General features: G+C 57.6%; 15 protein-coding genes and 1 pseudogene. 1 reads left to right on the top strand and 15 read right to left on the bottom strand.

The genetic code is table 11. The annotated features are described in order from the left end of the window. Positions 1–28 precede the first annotated feature (28 nt). The 14 genes and pseudogenes from O3S85_RS13045 to O3S85_RS12980 all read right to left on the bottom strand — a co-directional run bounded on the left by O3S85_RS13045 (position 29) and on the right by O3S85_RS12980 (position 11,126). A complete protein-coding gene (locus O3S85_RS13045; protein ID WP_269540865.1) occupies positions 29–469 on the bottom strand; it encodes a Fur family transcriptional regulator in 441 nt (146 codons plus the stop codon). Between the two features lie 39 nt (positions 470–508). Further along, the gene (locus O3S85_RS13040; RefSeq protein WP_269540864.1) at positions 509–1,234 is read right to left on the bottom strand and encodes a methyltransferase domain-containing protein; all 726 of its coding nucleotides are present in this window, start codon (positions 1,232–1,234) and stop codon (positions 509–511) included. Then, entirely contained in the window at positions 1,231–1,839 is a 609-nt protein-coding gene (locus tag O3S85_RS13035) for a hypothetical protein (RefSeq protein ID WP_269540862.1), read from the bottom strand. The genes O3S85_RS13040 and O3S85_RS13035 overlap by 4 nt, the downstream gene beginning before the upstream one ends. Beyond that, a complete protein-coding gene (locus O3S85_RS13030; RefSeq protein ID WP_269540861.1) occupies positions 1,836–2,966 on the bottom strand; it encodes an aminotransferase class I/II-fold pyridoxal phosphate-dependent enzyme in 1,131 nt (376 codons plus the stop codon). The genes O3S85_RS13035 and O3S85_RS13030 overlap by 4 nt, the downstream gene beginning before the upstream one ends. Continuing rightward, a complete protein-coding gene (bioD, locus tag O3S85_RS13025) occupies positions 2,963–3,634 on the bottom strand; it encodes a dethiobiotin synthase (RefSeq protein ID WP_269540860.1) in 672 nt (223 codons plus the stop codon). The genes O3S85_RS13030 and bioD overlap by 4 nt, the downstream gene beginning before the upstream one ends. Before the next feature lie 189 nt (positions 3,635–3,823). After that, positions 3,824–4,744: pseudogene (gene bioB / locus O3S85_RS13020) on the bottom strand (biotin synthase BioB); the annotation flags it as partial. A 37-nt stretch (positions 4,745–4,781) separates the two neighbouring features. After that, on the bottom strand, positions 4,782–6,131 hold the full coding sequence (bioA, locus tag O3S85_RS13015) for an adenosylmethionine--8-amino-7-oxononanoate transaminase (protein WP_269540858.1): 1,350 nt from the start codon (positions 6,129–6,131) through the stop codon (positions 4,782–4,784). Between the two features lie 140 nt (positions 6,132–6,271). Further along, positions 6,272–6,727 (bottom strand): Fur family transcriptional regulator, encoded by a 456-nt coding sequence (locus O3S85_RS13010; RefSeq protein ID WP_269540857.1) that lies wholly within the window; start codon positions 6,725–6,727, stop codon positions 6,272–6,274. A gap of 2 nt (positions 6,728–6,729) precedes the next feature. Beyond that, the gene (locus O3S85_RS13005) at positions 6,730–7,119 is read right to left on the bottom strand and encodes a hypothetical protein (RefSeq protein WP_269540856.1); all 390 of its coding nucleotides are present in this window, start codon (positions 7,117–7,119) and stop codon (positions 6,730–6,732) included. Positions 7,120–7,227: 108 nt separating this feature from the next. Further along, entirely contained in the window at positions 7,228–7,422 is a 195-nt protein-coding gene (locus O3S85_RS13000; protein WP_269540855.1) for a hypothetical protein, read from the bottom strand. A 129-nt stretch (positions 7,423–7,551) separates the two neighbouring features. Continuing rightward, on the bottom strand, positions 7,552–8,502 hold the full coding sequence (locus O3S85_RS12995) for a hypothetical protein (protein ID WP_269540854.1): 951 nt from the start codon (positions 8,500–8,502) through the stop codon (positions 7,552–7,554). Then, on the bottom strand, positions 8,495–8,962 hold the full coding sequence (locus tag O3S85_RS12990) for a flavodoxin domain-containing protein (protein WP_269540853.1): 468 nt from the start codon (positions 8,960–8,962) through the stop codon (positions 8,495–8,497). The genes O3S85_RS12995 and O3S85_RS12990 overlap by 8 nt, the downstream gene beginning before the upstream one ends. Before the next feature lie 221 nt (positions 8,963–9,183). Next, positions 9,184–9,876 carry a DUF1961 family protein gene (locus O3S85_RS12985; protein ID WP_269540852.1) on the bottom strand — a complete coding sequence of 231 codons (693 nt, stop codon included), beginning with the start codon at positions 9,874–9,876 and terminating at the stop codon, positions 9,184–9,186. Between the two features lie 47 nt (positions 9,877–9,923). Then, entirely contained in the window at positions 9,924–11,126 is a 1,203-nt protein-coding gene (locus tag O3S85_RS12980; RefSeq protein ID WP_269540851.1) for a Gfo/Idh/MocA family protein, read from the bottom strand. Positions 11,127–11,232: 106 nt separating this feature from the next. On the opposite strand from O3S85_RS12980, the gene O3S85_RS12975 reads away from it, so the two are divergent. After that, positions 11,233–14,172 (top strand): FAD-binding and (Fe-S)-binding domain-containing protein, encoded by a 2,940-nt coding sequence (locus O3S85_RS12975; protein WP_269540850.1) that lies wholly within the window; start codon positions 11,233–11,235, stop codon positions 14,170–14,172. Here the strand turns inward: O3S85_RS12975 and O3S85_RS12970 are convergent. Beyond that, positions 14,169–15,053, bottom strand: coding sequence for a hypothetical protein (locus O3S85_RS12970; RefSeq protein ID WP_269540849.1), 885 nt, complete (start codon positions 15,051–15,053; stop codon positions 14,169–14,171). The two genes, O3S85_RS12975 and O3S85_RS12970, sit on opposite strands and share 4 nt — an antisense overlap. Between the last annotated feature and the right edge of the window lie 5 nt (positions 15,054–15,058).

The following is a 15,058-nucleotide window of genomic DNA, read 5'->3' as shown; positions in this document are numbered from 1 at the left end:
ATTGGCAAGCGTTGGCTGCGTATCAAAATCAGGTCCGGCAATCGGCACAAACCCCGTAAAGCTCCAGCCGGTGGGCTAAGTCATCATAGCCCAGGCGCTTGGCGGCAGCTTCAAACGGCGCAATCGCACAATGGTCCAGGCATTCAATTTTTCCACAGTTGCGGCAAATCACATGGTGGTGGTGCCCGTGGTCGGCATCAATCAGTTCATAAAGCGCCTTGCCATGCTCGTCGCGCACCACCTGTACGACACCGACTTCCTCAAAGGCGTCCAGGCAGCGATATAGCGTAACGAGGTCAAAGCTTTTGGGGCCAAGCCGCTGGTGAATCGCCTCAATCGAGAGCGGCGTACCGGCATCACACAAGACACTGGTCAGCCGCTTACGAGTCGCGGTGATGCGCATGCCGTGCGCACGCAGTTTGTCCAAAATCGAATCAATGTTCGCTACATGGTGATGGGTATGAGACACGGCGATAAACTAACGATAAAAATAGCGCGCACGCAAGCATCAGGATTTCGCCTGCACCCGGCAAAAAGTCCAGTTGGCATAGACCCCGCCACCTTCGTTTGCAAAACGTTGATCATAGTCACGAATCAGGCGGCGCAAACGCGTCCCGCGCATTTGCCCGCGCCGCACTGCGCCAACCCCATGCAGGCTCCGCAGCAGTTCCAGAGAATTCAGGTAAACTATTCGCTTCGTTTCGTGGTCCATGCGCTCGATTTCCCATCCGGCCTCGATAAAGGCGTTCCGCCATTGCTCAGCGGTCAGCCAGTTGAGTGGCGCAGACTCCTCACCCTGCAAGCCACGCAGCTCCATCAAGGTCGGATCGATATAAAAACCATGCAGCATGCGCGCCCCACTGGGCAATCGGCTCCGCCAATCGCGCAAGATCTCAACCGGGTCCGGGCACCACTGCATCACGCTCGAAGACACCACGATATCCACCGTCGGCTCCAGCGCGACTCCCGCCCAGGCATCGCCTTGCCGCCACTGCGCATCCGGTGCATTTTGCGCCCCCTGCTGCACCATTCGCGGGGCGAGATCGACCGCCGTAATGTCCGCCAAACGTCCGGTCAACATCTGCGTAAACAGCCCCTCTCCGGCACCGTATTCCACCACGCGATCACCAACAAACATCACTGCGTCCAGCCACTCGCCCAGCCACTGCGCCATTTGCCGCTGCACATGAGCATGCTGGGCATATACGTGGGCTCGCTCGTCAAATCTCATCATACCGCAACCTCCTGCAGAAGTTCCTTAAAGTCATGTCCTGCATCTGGCAAGATGAGCAGGTCCGGCCACCGTTGCTGCAACTGCACCGCATCGAGCAAATGATCCCGCTCACCAACGCAGGCGCGAATGTTGTCACGACGCCAATGCTCGACTCCCGGCCCGGCCAATTGCTCGATGCCCCAATACAGCGCATCAAAATCATAGGGCAGCACTTCAGACGCATCTCGCGCAATGCCTGCCTGCTGATAAAAATCCTGAAGTGCCGCCAGCGGATCACGGCGCAGCCAGCGCAGCAACACCGACAAACGCCGACCATCGACACGCCCGCCTTTCAACGCTTCGCGCTTAAAATCCAAGATCGGTGCCAGCAGCATAATCGGCAGCTCTGGCAATTGCGCATACTCCCGCAGCAGCAGGAAAGCGCCAAGTGAATACCCCCCGATTCGCTCGACCTCGTACTCGCGGCAAAAGCGAACTAACTCTGCGATGCAAAGTGAATCGGGCACCAATACCGTATGCTCAAACTCCGGCCAGCGCTCAGCAAATGCGCATTGCTGCTCACTCGACGACAGGCCCCAGCCACCAACCCAAATCCAGTGCTTCATCGGGCGACCTCCTGCAACACTGCCGTAAGTTGCTCAAGTTGACCCTCGGTTAAACCCGTATTGAGTGAGATTCTCAAGCGGCTGCTATTGGCAGGCACGGTTGGTGGACGCACCGCGCCGACACGGAAACCGCTCATCAGCAATTCCTGCGCGGCTGCCATTGTTTTATCTGCCGGGCCTAGCAGCACCGGCACAATTGGCGAATCTCCGTCGGGTGCCTCCGCAATGGCACTACGAAAGTCGCGGGAGCGCTGACGCCATTGCACCCGCTCTTCCGTCATAGCCTCAGCAATTTCCACGGCCTTACTCGCCGCCGCGGCTGAGGCTGGAGCAAGGTAGGTGGAATAGATAAACTCGTTGGCAAAGTTAATGAGGTATTCGCGCAGCTCTACTTTGCGAAACAAAGTAAAGGCACCCATCGAACCAAGCCCTTTGCCCAAAGTTCCAACCAACACATCGACAAACTCCGCGACGCCGGCTTCCTCAACCAAGCCACTTCCCTTCGCACCATACCAACCGATCGCATGCGCTTCATCGACGATCCAAATAAAACCGTAACGCGCTTTAAGCTCCGCCATCGCAGCGAGGTCCGGGTAGTCCCCATCCATGGAAAACACGGACTCGGTCAACACGAATACATCGCGCTCATCGCCGGTGTGTTGCTCCAGCAGTGACTCCAGATGCCCGAGGTCCAAGTGTTGGTAACGCTGCAATCGCGCACCGGAGTGCAGGACACCTTCGATCATGCTGGCGTGAATCAACCGGTCGGCCAACACAAGGTCCCCCCGCTGCGGTAACCGGCCCAACACCGCCTGATTGGCCGCATAGCCGGAGTTCCAAACCAAACAACTGGAAAAACCCGCCCATTGGCAAAGTCGCGCTTCGAGCTCCGCGTGCGCCTCAGTGTAGCCAGAGATCAGCGGAGACGCAGCAGCAGACGCACCCCACTTCGCCATAGCTGCCTGCCCGGCTGCAATCACCTCGGGGTGCTGCGACAGCCGCATGTAATCGTTGTTCGATAGATCGATTAGCGTGGACTCCGCGCTGCGCGCAGTCAGCGTTCGACGTAAGCCGCTCGCGTCGCGCTCCGCCAATGACTCATCCACGCGGTGCCACAAGCTGCTCATTGCTTCAACCATGGTGCCTCCAGTTTGCGCGGCAGTGGCATCTCGAAATCCTGCAAGGCCCACAGCGGAAACGCCAACTCACTCAGCACGTTTTCATTAACGAGTCGCACCTCGTCCGACGTCCCCAGCTGCGACTCATTGAGCCACCATCCGGCGTGCAAGCCTTTGGCGTTTGCATAGTGCGCCAGCAGACGCGCTTGGTTGATCGCGCCCAGCCGGTCGCCCACCACGAGCACGACATAATCCGCCTGAATCGCCAAGGCGAAGTCTGCCCAATCACGTGGTGCGGGGCCGCTCTCCAGCGGAACGCTGAGGCCACCGGCACCCTCGACGATGCGCCAGTCAGCCACAGTCATTTCTAACACACCTTGCACTAAAGCATCGAAGGACAACTCCTCGCCATCGGCTTGAGCCGCTTCTACCGGTGCCATCGGTTTGGTGTATCGCTGAAGCGTGTGGACCGTAGCTTTGCCCGGCAAAGTTTCTTTGCAATGCAAAGCTTGGGCCACGAATTCGGCATCGCCGGCACCACCTGGGGCGATGCCGGTTTCCACTGGTTTTATTTTCTGCACGCTCGCGCCCTGCCCGGCCAACATCCGTGCAATCGCGGCGGACACCCACGTCTTGCCGACGCCGGTGTCATTTGCAGAAATAAAAACCGTGGGCATGGCAGGCTAGGCTTTGACGGGTTCCGCTTCGGGTTGCGCCTCGGCACCGTGATCGTGATCACAGCCGCCTTCGCATGCGTGCGCCCAGTAAGCCGCGCCTTCTTCGAGGTGTTCGGCAAAGGGGTCTTCGTGCGCGTGGTCCTTGGCGTCGGCTGCGGCATGAATCGCACGCGCGTCGTCAGGATTGAGCGGGTGCAGGCCAAGCTTGTCGAGCAATTGACGATCGTCCGTGGCACTCGGGTTCGCGGTGGTCAGCAGCTTATCACCCAGGAAAATGCTGTTCGCGCCAGCCAAGTAGCAAAGCGCCTGCATCTCGTCGTTCATCTCGGTGCGGCCAGCCGACAGACGCACCATCGCCTTGGGCATGATAATGCGCGCAGTGGCAATCATACGCACAAACTCAAAACTATCGACGAACTTCTGGTCTTCGAGCGGCGTGCCCTTCACAGCGACGAGTGCATTGATCGGCACGGAATCCGGCTGCGGGTCCATGTCGGCAAGTTCCTTCAGGAGCTTCAAGCGGTCATCGATGGACTCGCCCATCCCAAGGATGCCGCCGCTGCAAACTTCCATGCCAGCCTCGCGAACGTTCTGCAGCGTTTGCAGGCGGTCGTCGTAGCTACGGGTGCTGATGATCTTGGAATAGTATTCGCGCGAAGTGTCGAGATTGTGGTTATACACATCGCAGCCGGCTTCCTTGAGGCGCTTGGCTTGATTGCCATCGAGCATGCCGAGCGTGCAGCAAACTTCGAGGCCGATGTCTTTCACGCCCTTCACGGTCTCGATAATGTTATCGAACTGCGAGGTGTTATAAACGCGACGCCAGGCAGCGCCCATGCAGAAGCGGGAAGCACCGCCAGCCTTGGCGGCCTGAGCGTCCTTGAGAATGGTAGGCGTATCGAGCAGCACTTCCGGCTCGACGAAGGTCTTGTTGTGCGCGGACTGCGGGCAGTAGGCGCAGTCTTCCGAGCAACGGCCGGTCTTAATCGACTTCAGCGTGCAAAGCTGCACACCGGCCGGGTCTTGGTATTTTTGGTGAACCTGCTGAGCGCGGAACATCAGCGTGGTGATTGGCAGGTTGTAGATTTCGCGTATTTCGTCGAGTGTCATGGTGTTGTTGGTTAGATTAGAGTGAGCAGATTAAAAATTAAAGGTAAGCTTTGCATCGCAAAGTATCGAGCAAGGCTGATTTAAGGAAATTGATTTCATCGCGGCTAATGACCAACGGCGGCACAATCAACAGACTGTCGCCCAGCGCACGCAAGAGGACGCCTGCTTCCCGCAGCGCGATGCAGAAGTGCATGCCGCGGCGCAGTGAGGCATCGCCCGCGGGCAAATCCAGCGCACTGGCGAGTCCGCGCTGGCGCATTGAAAAAGACTCTGGCAGCTCGGCGCGCAGTTCGCGGTAAAACTCATTAAAGGCCTCAATCGTGTCCGCCAGTTGACCGGTATGGATTAGCGTTTCAAGCTTTTCAATGCTCTTCAGCGCAACGACGCAGCCCAGTGGATTGCCGGTAAACGTGTGGCCGTGGAAGAAGGCCTTGTATTCGCCGAACTCGCCGAGGAAGGCCTGGTAAATTTCCTCGCGTGAGACCGTTGCGGCGAGCGGCAGGTAGCCGGCCGTCAGCCCCTTGGCCAAGCAGTAGAAGTCGGGTGTCACGCCCTCGGACTCGCCGACCAGCATGGGACCACAGCGGCCAAAGCCGACAAAAACTTCGTCCAGAATCAGGTGGACACCCTTTTCGCGACAGCGGCGCTGCACCTCAGCGAGGTATCCGCGCGGCTGCATCAGCATGCCGCCCGCGCCCTGCACCCACGGCTCCAGAATCACCGCGGCAACTTCATCGCCAAAGTTCGCGAAGTGGGCGTCGAGCGCGGCGAGGGATTCCTCCATGTCGCTGGAGAAAACTTCTCCGCCAAACTCCTCGCAAGTCGGCGCAGGAATGCGCTCTACGGGAAATTTCCACGGATCAAAGCGCTGGTGGAACACGCCACAATCGCCCAACGACATCGTGCCAAAGGTGTCGCCGTGGTAGGCGTTGGAGAGCGCGATTACGCGGCGGCGCTGCGGCTGCCCAGTGAGCTGAAAATATTGAAAGGACAACTTCAGCGCGATCTCCACGGCGTTCGAGCCGTTGTCTGAATAAAATACGCGGTCGAGACCGGTGAGCTCGCAAAGCTTATCCGCGAGCAGCGAGCCCGGCTCGTGCCCTAGCCCGAGGTAAGTCGAATGCGCGACTTTGCCAAGCTGCTCGATGATGGCGTTGTTTAAATCCGCATCCTGGTGCCCGTGGACATTCGTCCAAATCGAGGCGTTGGCATCCAGGTAGCGCTTGCCATCAACGTCGGTCAACCAGCAGCCTTCACCACTGGCAATCTGCACGCGAGGCAGGCTGCAATACTCCTGCATCTGCGTAAAGGGGTGCCAGCTCCGCCGGACATCAAGCGCGTCCGCTTGGCCTTCTGGTGATGCGATTGACTGGAACCCAGCTTTCATATCAAAAACTTATAGCAAAAAACCATACCATAAGTTTTTCTTTTGTTAAGCAAATTCGACGAATGCATTAACAAAAAATTCCCGCCTTAGTTCAAGGCGGAATCTCCATAGGGTTGCCGGTTGGCTATAGCTGGTGCATTTTAATTCGCGCTATGGGCGTCGCAGCAAACACGGACGCGCAAGTTGACTTGGCGGACCGTGTAGCCCATTTGCTTGATCATGAATCGCTCGCGCAGTATCAGGCAATCGTCGTGCAGTGGGATCGTCTTTCCGCATTCGTCGCAAACCAGATATGCCTGAGTATCGACGCCGGAGCCGACTTCGTACTGCTGTTTTTCGCCGACGCCATCGATTTGCCGCACGAGGTCGCAGTCTTCGAGTACGTTGATCGTGCGGTAAATCGTCGCGAGGGAAATGAGCTCGTCAACCTGCCGGGCGCTGGCCAGGAGCTGCTCGGCATCAAAGGCCCCACCCTGCTCCATCACGGATTGCAGGATGACGCGGCGCGGAATAGTTATCCGGTGGCCGGCTTGTTTGAGGAGCGTTTCCCATTCGGCCAAGCGGTCGGCAGGATCCGAATGAGCGGTCTCGGCCATGGTCAAGCAGCGCTGGGCTTGTAGCGGAAAGTAAGCTCGATCGGGCGGTTGTGCGACATGGTGTCCATGCGCACGCGCTCCATCGCACGGTGGCAAAACTCCTCCAGATCGCCTTGATCAAGCGATACGGGGAAGCTGCCCGAAGGCGCGTCACCCGCTTGGATGGAAATTTCGATGTTGGACTCAATCCAGCTACGCAGCGGCTGCAAGGCAATCTGCGATTGAGAATCAGACACATGGAGCAATTTGAAAAAGCACTGCACACATTGGCTCGGCGAGCTCGGGTTCTGCGTCATCCCATACAAGTCCAGCAGGCTGTCAGCCGCTTTACTAAAGGGCTTGCAGAGCGGCAGCACGACGGATTCCGGCAAGATGGGCAGTATTTGTTCCATGAAACGAAAACTGGAGCAAATGCGACTCAATCGCAAGCATTATTTTCGCAAAGAAAAAGCCCGGCGACGCATATCAGCCGGGCTTGTATTGAAAATTAGCGATTTTGCTTACTTGGCGGAGAACTCACCGCACCAATCACTGGCCTTGGTTTCCGGGAAACGGCTCTCGAACTGCGTGCCCGCATCCACCTTAAAAACGATGGCTTGGGGAGAACGAACGCGACATTCGCCTTCGCCCGATGTGGTTTCCTTCCAGTATGCGCATGCGCTGCATGTCTTAGTGTGTGTGGCTGTTGATTCCATAATACTTATCCGTTGAGTTGTTGTGAATAACTCTAGCACGGATACCGGAAAATAAAAGCTAAAGAACGCGTAAACCCCTACCTGTTAATGATATGCAGTCGCAGGCTTCTGAAAAGAAATCTCAGTATCTTAAAGCTGGGTGCTACGGGCCAGCGCCTGCCAATAACGGTAGCTCTGTGCGTTTTCCGAAGTCAGCCGGAACATGAGATCGCCATAGCAATCGAGCGCTTCGAGGTAGCTGAAGTCGCGGTCACCCAGTGAGGCGTAGCCGATCCAATAGGAGATCACCGCCTGTGCATTCAGTCGCAGCGCCCGCCCCTCCCCGCCAATGAATAGCCAACCTCTCTGGATTGCCTCCAGGCAGCAAGGCTGCATGGAAACGCTCAGGTAACCAAAGGCACCAGCAATGCTGACCACGACGTTTTGACGCTCTTCAACAATTTCCGAGAAAATCGCACGCGCCAGGAATTCACCCCCGGCAAAGCCCATCTCGAAGTCCACGGGGAAGCCATTACTGATTGAGAGCGGCTCGCAACGCAGCTCACTATGGGTCAAATCTACCGACGGCCCACGCTGGTGTTGGTGCGTTTCTGGCGTCAACGAAGCAATACGCCCGAAGTTTCTCACCTGTTCCAGCTCCAAGTCACGCCGGTAAAAAGTGCGGGTCAGCTCCTCCCATACTTCGGCATCCGAATCGGGGGCCACCGCCATGCGAAACAGCGCGCTTTGCTCGGCATCGAAAGCCTCCAGCCCGATCAGGTCCCCGCAATGCAGGGAGCGCTCCTGCATGATGCAGATTTGATGCCACTGGTTGACGTCCAACGTGAGATAGGTCTCCATCGACGAACCGCGCAGCAGACCGCTTTCGGGCCGCATAACAGGCAGCGAGCCGGAGTAGCCGAGAATGGCATTGCGGTTGCGCCCGTAGCATAGCATGGGGCCGACTTTGTTGGCCTCGGCCAGGATCTCATCAGGCAGACAGTGCAGCTCACCCGCGTGGATCATTTCGACGCGGCAATGAGGGCAAGCCTCTTCGGCCTGCTCCTTCGGCTCGCGCGACTTGGTCGGATCGTTACGCATCCTGCCCTACAGTCAGGTTGGACTCAAAAAAGCGCTCCATCCAGGCATCGAAGCCTTCGTCGAAATCGACATCCAGCTCCACACGCTCGGCCAGCGGCTTAGCTCCGCCCTTTTGCAGTGCTTCATCAAGCTGGCGACCGCAGCCGCAAAAATCATCATAAGCGCTGTCGCCCAGGGCCACCACATAATATTCGAGGTGGGCCACTTCGATTTTCTGTTCGTAAAGGGCTTCGCAGAATTCGATGGCGTCGTCGGGCGGCTCACCATCGCCCCACGTGGAGAAAATAAACACCACGCGCTTGGCGTCGGCGAAACGCGAAAGATCCCAGTCTTCCGCGGCGTTCAGGGTGTGCTTTACGCCCTTGGCGTCGCACTGGTCGGAGAAGCGTTCCGCCAAATCCTGCGCATTGCCGGTGACGGTGCCATAAATAATGTGTGTGGTCATTTCGTTGAGACTCATGATCAGATAAACTAGACTGAGTCTCATTTTCCTGAACAAAGTCAAGCCACTATATTAATTTTCTTTATCTCCCGCTTTAAAATTCGATCACGCGAAGCGGCGGAAGCTCGTCTACCACAGCATTGAGATACGCACACTTGCCGCCAGGGCCTTCGAGCATGATTTAGGATTTTCTGTGGATCGAAGGCACTGGCGCGAGGCCCCGACCTTACACGACGAGTTCACTTGAGCGGCTCCTTAAGCTGGTGAACCTTCAAGTCCCAGTATTCCGCGATGAGCGGGGTCATCTGGCGAAACCCGATTTTCCCGCCTCCGAGCACTGGCCCGAAAGCATCCCCCGGATCGGTCCAGCGGAAGCACTCCAGCGCATCCACCCCAAAGCGAACCTGGGCACCGGATTTGATTAACCAAATGCGGTAGCTCTCCTTCTGGTCAGGGACGCCCGGGATCGGATCAGCCCCTTGCGCTACCAGATGAAAGCCATGGCTTTTCCGCAGATTGCACGTGGTAAACGCACGCTCAGTCTCCCAACGACGGCGGAAATAACTCACGTGCAGCGCATTAATATCGCCTGAGTGATACTGTTGGTAGGGGCCATTACGCGGCTCTAAGGATGGGTCCAGCACATCCTCGCCATGCCGCCCCTTGGCCGAAAAGAACAGTATGCTTAGCCCGGGCTCTTGCACGGCGCGGTAGTTCCAGCTGATGTATACATCGTCCGGAAACTCCTGCGGACACCATGCCACCAGATTCGCCGCCTGCCCCTCGCCCGGATCCCGCGTCCCCTCCAGTCGCCACCGATTCAGAGGGAAGCTGGACGCTGCATCACCTTCAAACTGAAACCCATCCAAATCAGAGGCTCTGTTCAGTGGATTTGCGTAAAAGAGCTCTCCAAGTGATTCTTCAGGTAACATGCGATCATACTGGTTAAAACGCGGCGGCACCGATTAGCCATGATAAGCTATTCTGCCAACGTTAGCGGAGTCGCTGGCTTTGCCCAGGCCACGTTCATCTCGGCAAAGAATTTCCCTTGGTCGATAGACTCCACCAAGGCCTCATTTATCCCTTCGGCCGCAGAAAGAAGCTCGCCCCGCCAATCCATTTCATAGCGATGCGGCGGCTCGATAGAGTGGATTTCGCAACTGTTATGCAGCGCGTTGATCAGGCGCGTGTGCTCGCGCGCCATCTCAAGCGAGCAACCCATCGGACGCCCCTCGCGCATAGCGTTCACCAGCTGCCTAAACATTTCTACCGTGTTTTCTCGACCGGCGGGGGTAGGCAGGCTCTCGCCATCGGGACGAAGTGAGACCTCCTCATGAAATTCCCAAATGACCGAACCATCCTCACCAATCACCTCTACCATTGGAGTCGTCGTCTCTGCCCCGCTGTGCGTGAGATTCACCTGCATTTCGACGCCGTTTTCCATCCGTAACTGAGTGACCACGGTATCGAACGTTTCAATTGGCTTAGCACGGTATAGCTCGGCCAACCCCTCACGAATTCGCGCGACGCCAAACTGCTCCGAACCCGCAAAGTACAACCCGGCAATCACGAAGTGCGCCAAGGCATTGTTTGCGGGCGAATCGTAGATAAAATTATCGCCAACTTTCACGCGTCCCGCCCAGTTATTGCGCTGGTAGTAGTCAAGCGTACGCGGCCAGCTGGCCCAGACTTTGACGCGCTTTACGCGGCCAATCTTCCCCGCCAAAATGTGCTCTTTCATCCGAATGATTGGGGGCTGATATAGATCGTGGAAGCCGACATGCACCTCCAGCCCGGTCGCATCCCGCGCGGCGATCATTTCATCAACTTCGGATAGCGTGGCGGCAACGGGTTTCTCGACCAGCACGTGGCAACCGGCGGCCAGCGCATTGACCGTCATCGGGCAATGCCAGCCAATGCCGGTCGGGATGGAGCAAATGTCAATCTTGCCCTTCTCCGCGCCAAGCATCGCCTCGTAGTCTTCATAAATTCGGCAGCCGCTGGCGTCCAGCGCGTCCCAGGCCTCAGCGGCTTCATCGCGATTAATAATGGTCGCCGCCGCCAACTTCAACAGGCCCTCGCCTTCCAGTTTCTGTAAGGATTCCAGGTGAGCATTGCCAAATCCAGTCACGCCAATCAGCGCAATTTGCGGCACTTCATTTCTAAATTTATTAGCAGTCATACTCGTTATAAAAACATCTGTCCATACTTACCGGAAAGTGGCGATAATAAAGTCGGTTAACCAATGAAACACTTGCCGTTGCAGGGAAAACTTATAAACCAAAAACATGCTTTCTCCCCTGATCGACTTCACGTCTCTCAGCGCCTCCCTACGTGGCGAACTCAACACTGGCGACATGATGCGCCGACTCTACGCCACCGACGCTTCGGAGTATCAGGAAATGCCCGCCGCAGTGGCCTTTCCCGAGGCCGAAAGCGACATCCCCGCGCTCATTCATTTTGCCCGAAACAACGGCCTTTCGCTGATCCCCCGTACCGCCGGCACCTCACTCGCCGGGCAGGTTGTGGGACATGGCATTGTCGTCGATCTCGGGCGGCTGAATCAGATCAAGCACATCGACGCCGAATCCCGCCGCGTCGTCGTTCAGCCGGGCGTCGTCCGCAACGAGCTCAACCAGGTGCTCTACCCGCACGGCATGCTATTTGGCCCGGAAACATCCACCGCCAATCGCGCCATGATTGGCGGCATGGTGGGCAACAATTCCTGCGGCTCCAACTCGGTCGTCTACGGCAGCGCGCGTGACCACCTGATCTCCTGCCGTGGTTTTCTGAGTGACGGTAGCGAGGTGACCTTTAAAGCGCTGACCGAAGCTGAGTTTGCCGCCAAATGCGAGGGCGACTCACTGGAGGCGCACATCTACCGCGAGTGCCGCGACCTGCTCAGCGATGCGGCCAACCGCGCCACCATCACCGAACGCTTCCCGAAGAAATCCATCCCCCGGCGCAATACCGGCTACGCGCTCGATATGCTGATGGACGCCAAGGTCTTCGACCCCGATTCCGAGCAGCCGTTCAACCTGTGCAAGCTCATCGCCGGTAGCGAAGGCACCCTGTTTATCGGCGTCGAATTTGAGATCGACTGTAACCCCCTGCCCCCGCCCTACAGCGCCTTGGTTTGCGCACATTTTGAAACTGTGCTCGAGTCGCTGAATTCCGTCGGCCTGGCGCTCAGCGAGCAGCCGTTTGCGGTGGAGCTGATCGATAAAAACATTCTCGATGCCAGCAAGCGCAGTCGCGAGCAACTGCAGAACCGATTCTTTGTCCAGGGCGATCCCGGCGCGATCATCGTGGTCGACATACGCGGCGAAACTCAGGACGCAGTCGATCGCAAGATCGAGCACCTGATTAACAACTTGAAGTTCGCTCAGCTTGGCTACGCCTACCCGGTTTTACGTGGTACTGACCAAGGCAAAGTCTGGGAGCTACGACGCGCTGGCCAAGGCCTGATGAGCAACATTCCCGGCGACGCCAAACCGCGTGAAGTTTGTGAAGATACCGCCGTCGACGTGCGTGACTTGCCAGCCTACATTGGCGAGTTCGATCAGATCATGCGCGACAAGTATGACATCGAATGCGTTTACTACGCGCACGCCGGCTCCGGTGAGCTACACACGCGCCCCATCTTCAACCTGAAGACGCCGGAAGGCATGCAGAAATTTCGCGGCGTCGCCGAAGACATCGCCGCCCTTGTACGCAAATACAATGGCTCGCTCAGCGGCGAACACGGCGACGGCCGTTTGCGGGGGGAGTTCATCCCGCTCATGGTAGGCGAGGAATGCTACGCGATGATGAAGCGCGTCAAAGCCGCCTTCGATCCGCAGAACATTTTTAACCCCGGAAAGATCGTCGACACGCCCCCGATGGACGCCCAGCTCCGCTACGGGCCGGATAAAAATTACCCCGAGTACGAGACCCTCTTCGATTTCTCCGACACCCATGGATTCCTCCACGCCGCCGAGCAATGCAACGGCTCCGGCGACTGCCGCAAAGGACCCACCGCCGGTGGCACGATGTGCCCCAGCTACATGGCTACGAAGCACGAAAAAGACACCACTCGTGCCCGCGCCAACATCCTGCGCCAGACGATCACCGAGGGCCCACAAACCGCCCGCGCCGCCTTTGGCAGCAAGGATGCCAAGGAAGTGCTCGATCTTTGCCTGTCCTGCAAAGGCTGTAAATCCGAGTGCCCGTCCAACGTCGACATGGCCAAGCTCAAGGCCGAGTTCCTCCAGCATCACTACGACATTCACGGTGCCCCGCAACGCGCCAAGATGATCGCCAAATACGTGCAAAGCCAGAAGCTCGCGCGCATGGCACCATGGGCGTGGAATCTCCTTTTCGGCACAGAATCCATTCGCAAAGCGCTGAACTTCTTCGTTGGCTTTCACCCGGACCGCACCATCCCCCTGATGCCCAAGCAAACGCTCAAGTCCTGGTTCAAGCGGCACACCCCACATGCCAACGCAGGTAAGGTTGGCGAAGTCTGGTTGTTCAATGACGAGTTCACCAACTTCGGCGATCCGCACGTAGGCATCAAGGCAGTGGAGCTGCTGGAGCGACTCGGCTACAAGGTGGATTTGGCACCCGTTGAAGAGAGCGGCCGCACCTGGCTCTCCAAAGGATTTGTCCGCCAAGCCCAAGAACTGATCAACCACAACACCGATACTTTGCATCGCAAAGTAACGAAGCAAAAGCCAATGATCGGCATCGAGCCCTCGGCGATTTTAACCTTCCGCGATGAAGCGATCGACCTCGCCCGCGGCGAGCAAAAACAACGCGCCAAAGACACCGCCCAGCACTGCTGGACCTTCGAGGAATTTATGGTGCGCGAGTTCGAGGCAGGCCGCATCAAGCACGAGTCTTTCACGGACGAACCACGCACCGTGCGCCTCCACGGCCACTGTTTTCAAAAGGCGCTGGTTGGCGTGCAGCCATCCTTGGCGGCGCTTACCTTACCACAAAATTACGCCGTCGTGCTGATCCCGAGTGGCTGCTGCGGCATGGCGGGTTCCTTTGGCTACGAGCACGAACATTACAACGTCTCGATGAAGGTGGCCGAGCTCGCACTGCTACCCGCTGTCCGTGCTGCCGATGAAAATGATATCATCGCTGCCGCCGGCACTTCTTGCCGCCATCAGATCCACGACGGGGCCCAGAAAACCGCACTCCACCCAGCCGAAGTGTTGCACGCCGCGTTGTTAAATTAAAACCGTGCCAGCTTGAATGCTTCCAACAATTGGCGGGCCAACATCCGGTAATTGGTTGGCAAGTTTTCATTGTCAGCGGCTGTCTGGACCAGCGTTTCGTAGCTGTCGCGGTCGGCCGGTTCCGCGTCGGCTATGAAGCTTTGCGCCACCCAATCCGGGTCGAGAAATTCCGGGCTCAGGTGATGGCAAATGCGGATAATCGCCTCGCCTGTTTCCACGCTAAAGTGGCACTTGCGCTGCAGCAGGCCGATCTCGCGATCCATGTCCGCCTCGTCAGTCAGCGGCGTGATGAGCGCAACAATCGCGGCGGCAAGAATGAGCACGCGCGTGCGTTTGTTGTCCCGATTCTTCGGTGGCTGCCGCCAGAAGAGTTCAAAGGATTCCAGAAAGCCGGGCTTCCGCAGAAAGTCATCAAATTCCGCCTCGCGCTCCACCACGGGCAAAGAATCAACCGACGCCTTGCGACTCGTAATCCGCGCGCGGCGCACGGAAAAAAGATGCGTTGGCCCGGCGCGGTGGCCGACCAAATCACCCATCAAGGGATGCTTTACCGCTGCAGCCTGTTTGTTGTCCGGAATGATCGAAAATAAAAACTCGCGCGCCTTCTTACCATTGTGGCAACGACGCACTGCGGCCTTTAGCCGGGCGAAAGCCGCGCGGCCTTCTTCCAGGCTCGTGCGATCTTCCCGATACAGCTCCACTACCCAGCGCTGATACGCCGACAGCTGTGCGCCGACGAGGAGTTGCTCGATCTGATCCGACACCTCGGCCTGGTCCAGATAGAGCTCCCAGCTCAAGCAAAGGTAAAAGCAAATCAGCCGCAGCCGGAGTTCTTTATCGTCTCCAAGCTGCGACCAGAAAATTGCTTTTGCCGACAGCATGCAGG

Source organism: Cerasicoccus sp. TK19100 (assembly GCF_027257155.1).
GTDB lineage: Bacteria > Verrucomicrobiota > Verrucomicrobiia > Opitutales > Cerasicoccaceae > Cerasicoccus > Cerasicoccus fimbriatus.
This window is presented reverse-complemented; position numbering and strand designations above follow the sequence as displayed.

Coding starts and splice junctions, on each gene's coding strand:
- O3S85_RS13040 (WP_269540864.1), bottom strand. CDS start 1,234: ATGATGAGATTTGACGAGCGAGCCCACGTATATGCCCAGCATGCTCAT.
- O3S85_RS12975 (WP_269540850.1), top strand. CDS start 11,233: ATGCTTTCTCCCCTGATCGACTTCACGTCTCTCAGCGCCTCCCTACGT.
- O3S85_RS13000 (WP_269540855.1), bottom strand. CDS start 7,422: ATGGAATCAACAGCCACACACACTAAGACATGCAGCGCATGCGCATAC.
- O3S85_RS12990 (WP_269540853.1), bottom strand. CDS start 8,962: ATGAGTCTCAACGAAATGACCACACACATTATTTATGGCACCGTCACC.
- O3S85_RS13010 (WP_269540857.1), bottom strand. CDS start 6,727: ATGGCCGAGACCGCTCATTCGGATCCTGCCGACCGCTTGGCCGAATGG.
- O3S85_RS12970 (WP_269540849.1), bottom strand. CDS start 15,053: ATGCTGTCGGCAAAAGCAATTTTCTGGTCGCAGCTTGGAGACGATAAA.
- O3S85_RS13030 (WP_269540861.1), bottom strand. CDS start 2,966: ATGAGCAGCTTGTGGCACCGCGTGGATGAGTCATTGGCGGAGCGCGAC.
- bioA (WP_269540858.1), bottom strand. CDS start 6,131: ATGAAAGCTGGGTTCCAGTCAATCGCATCACCAGAAGGCCAAGCGGAC.
- O3S85_RS12980 (WP_269540851.1), bottom strand. CDS start 11,126: ATGACTGCTAATAAATTTAGAAATGAAGTGCCGCAAATTGCGCTGATT.
- O3S85_RS13005 (WP_269540856.1), bottom strand. CDS start 7,119: ATGGAACAAATACTGCCCATCTTGCCGGAATCCGTCGTGCTGCCGCTC.
- O3S85_RS13035 (WP_269540862.1), bottom strand. CDS start 1,839: ATGAAGCACTGGATTTGGGTTGGTGGCTGGGGCCTGTCGTCGAGTGAG.
- O3S85_RS12985 (WP_269540852.1), bottom strand. CDS start 9,876: ATGTTACCTGAAGAATCACTTGGAGAGCTCTTTTACGCAAATCCACTG.
- O3S85_RS12995 (WP_269540854.1), bottom strand. CDS start 8,502: ATGCGTAACGATCCGACCAAGTCGCGCGAGCCGAAGGAGCAGGCCGAA.
- bioD (WP_269540860.1), bottom strand. CDS start 3,634: ATGCCCACGGTTTTTATTTCTGCAAATGACACCGGCGTCGGCAAGACG.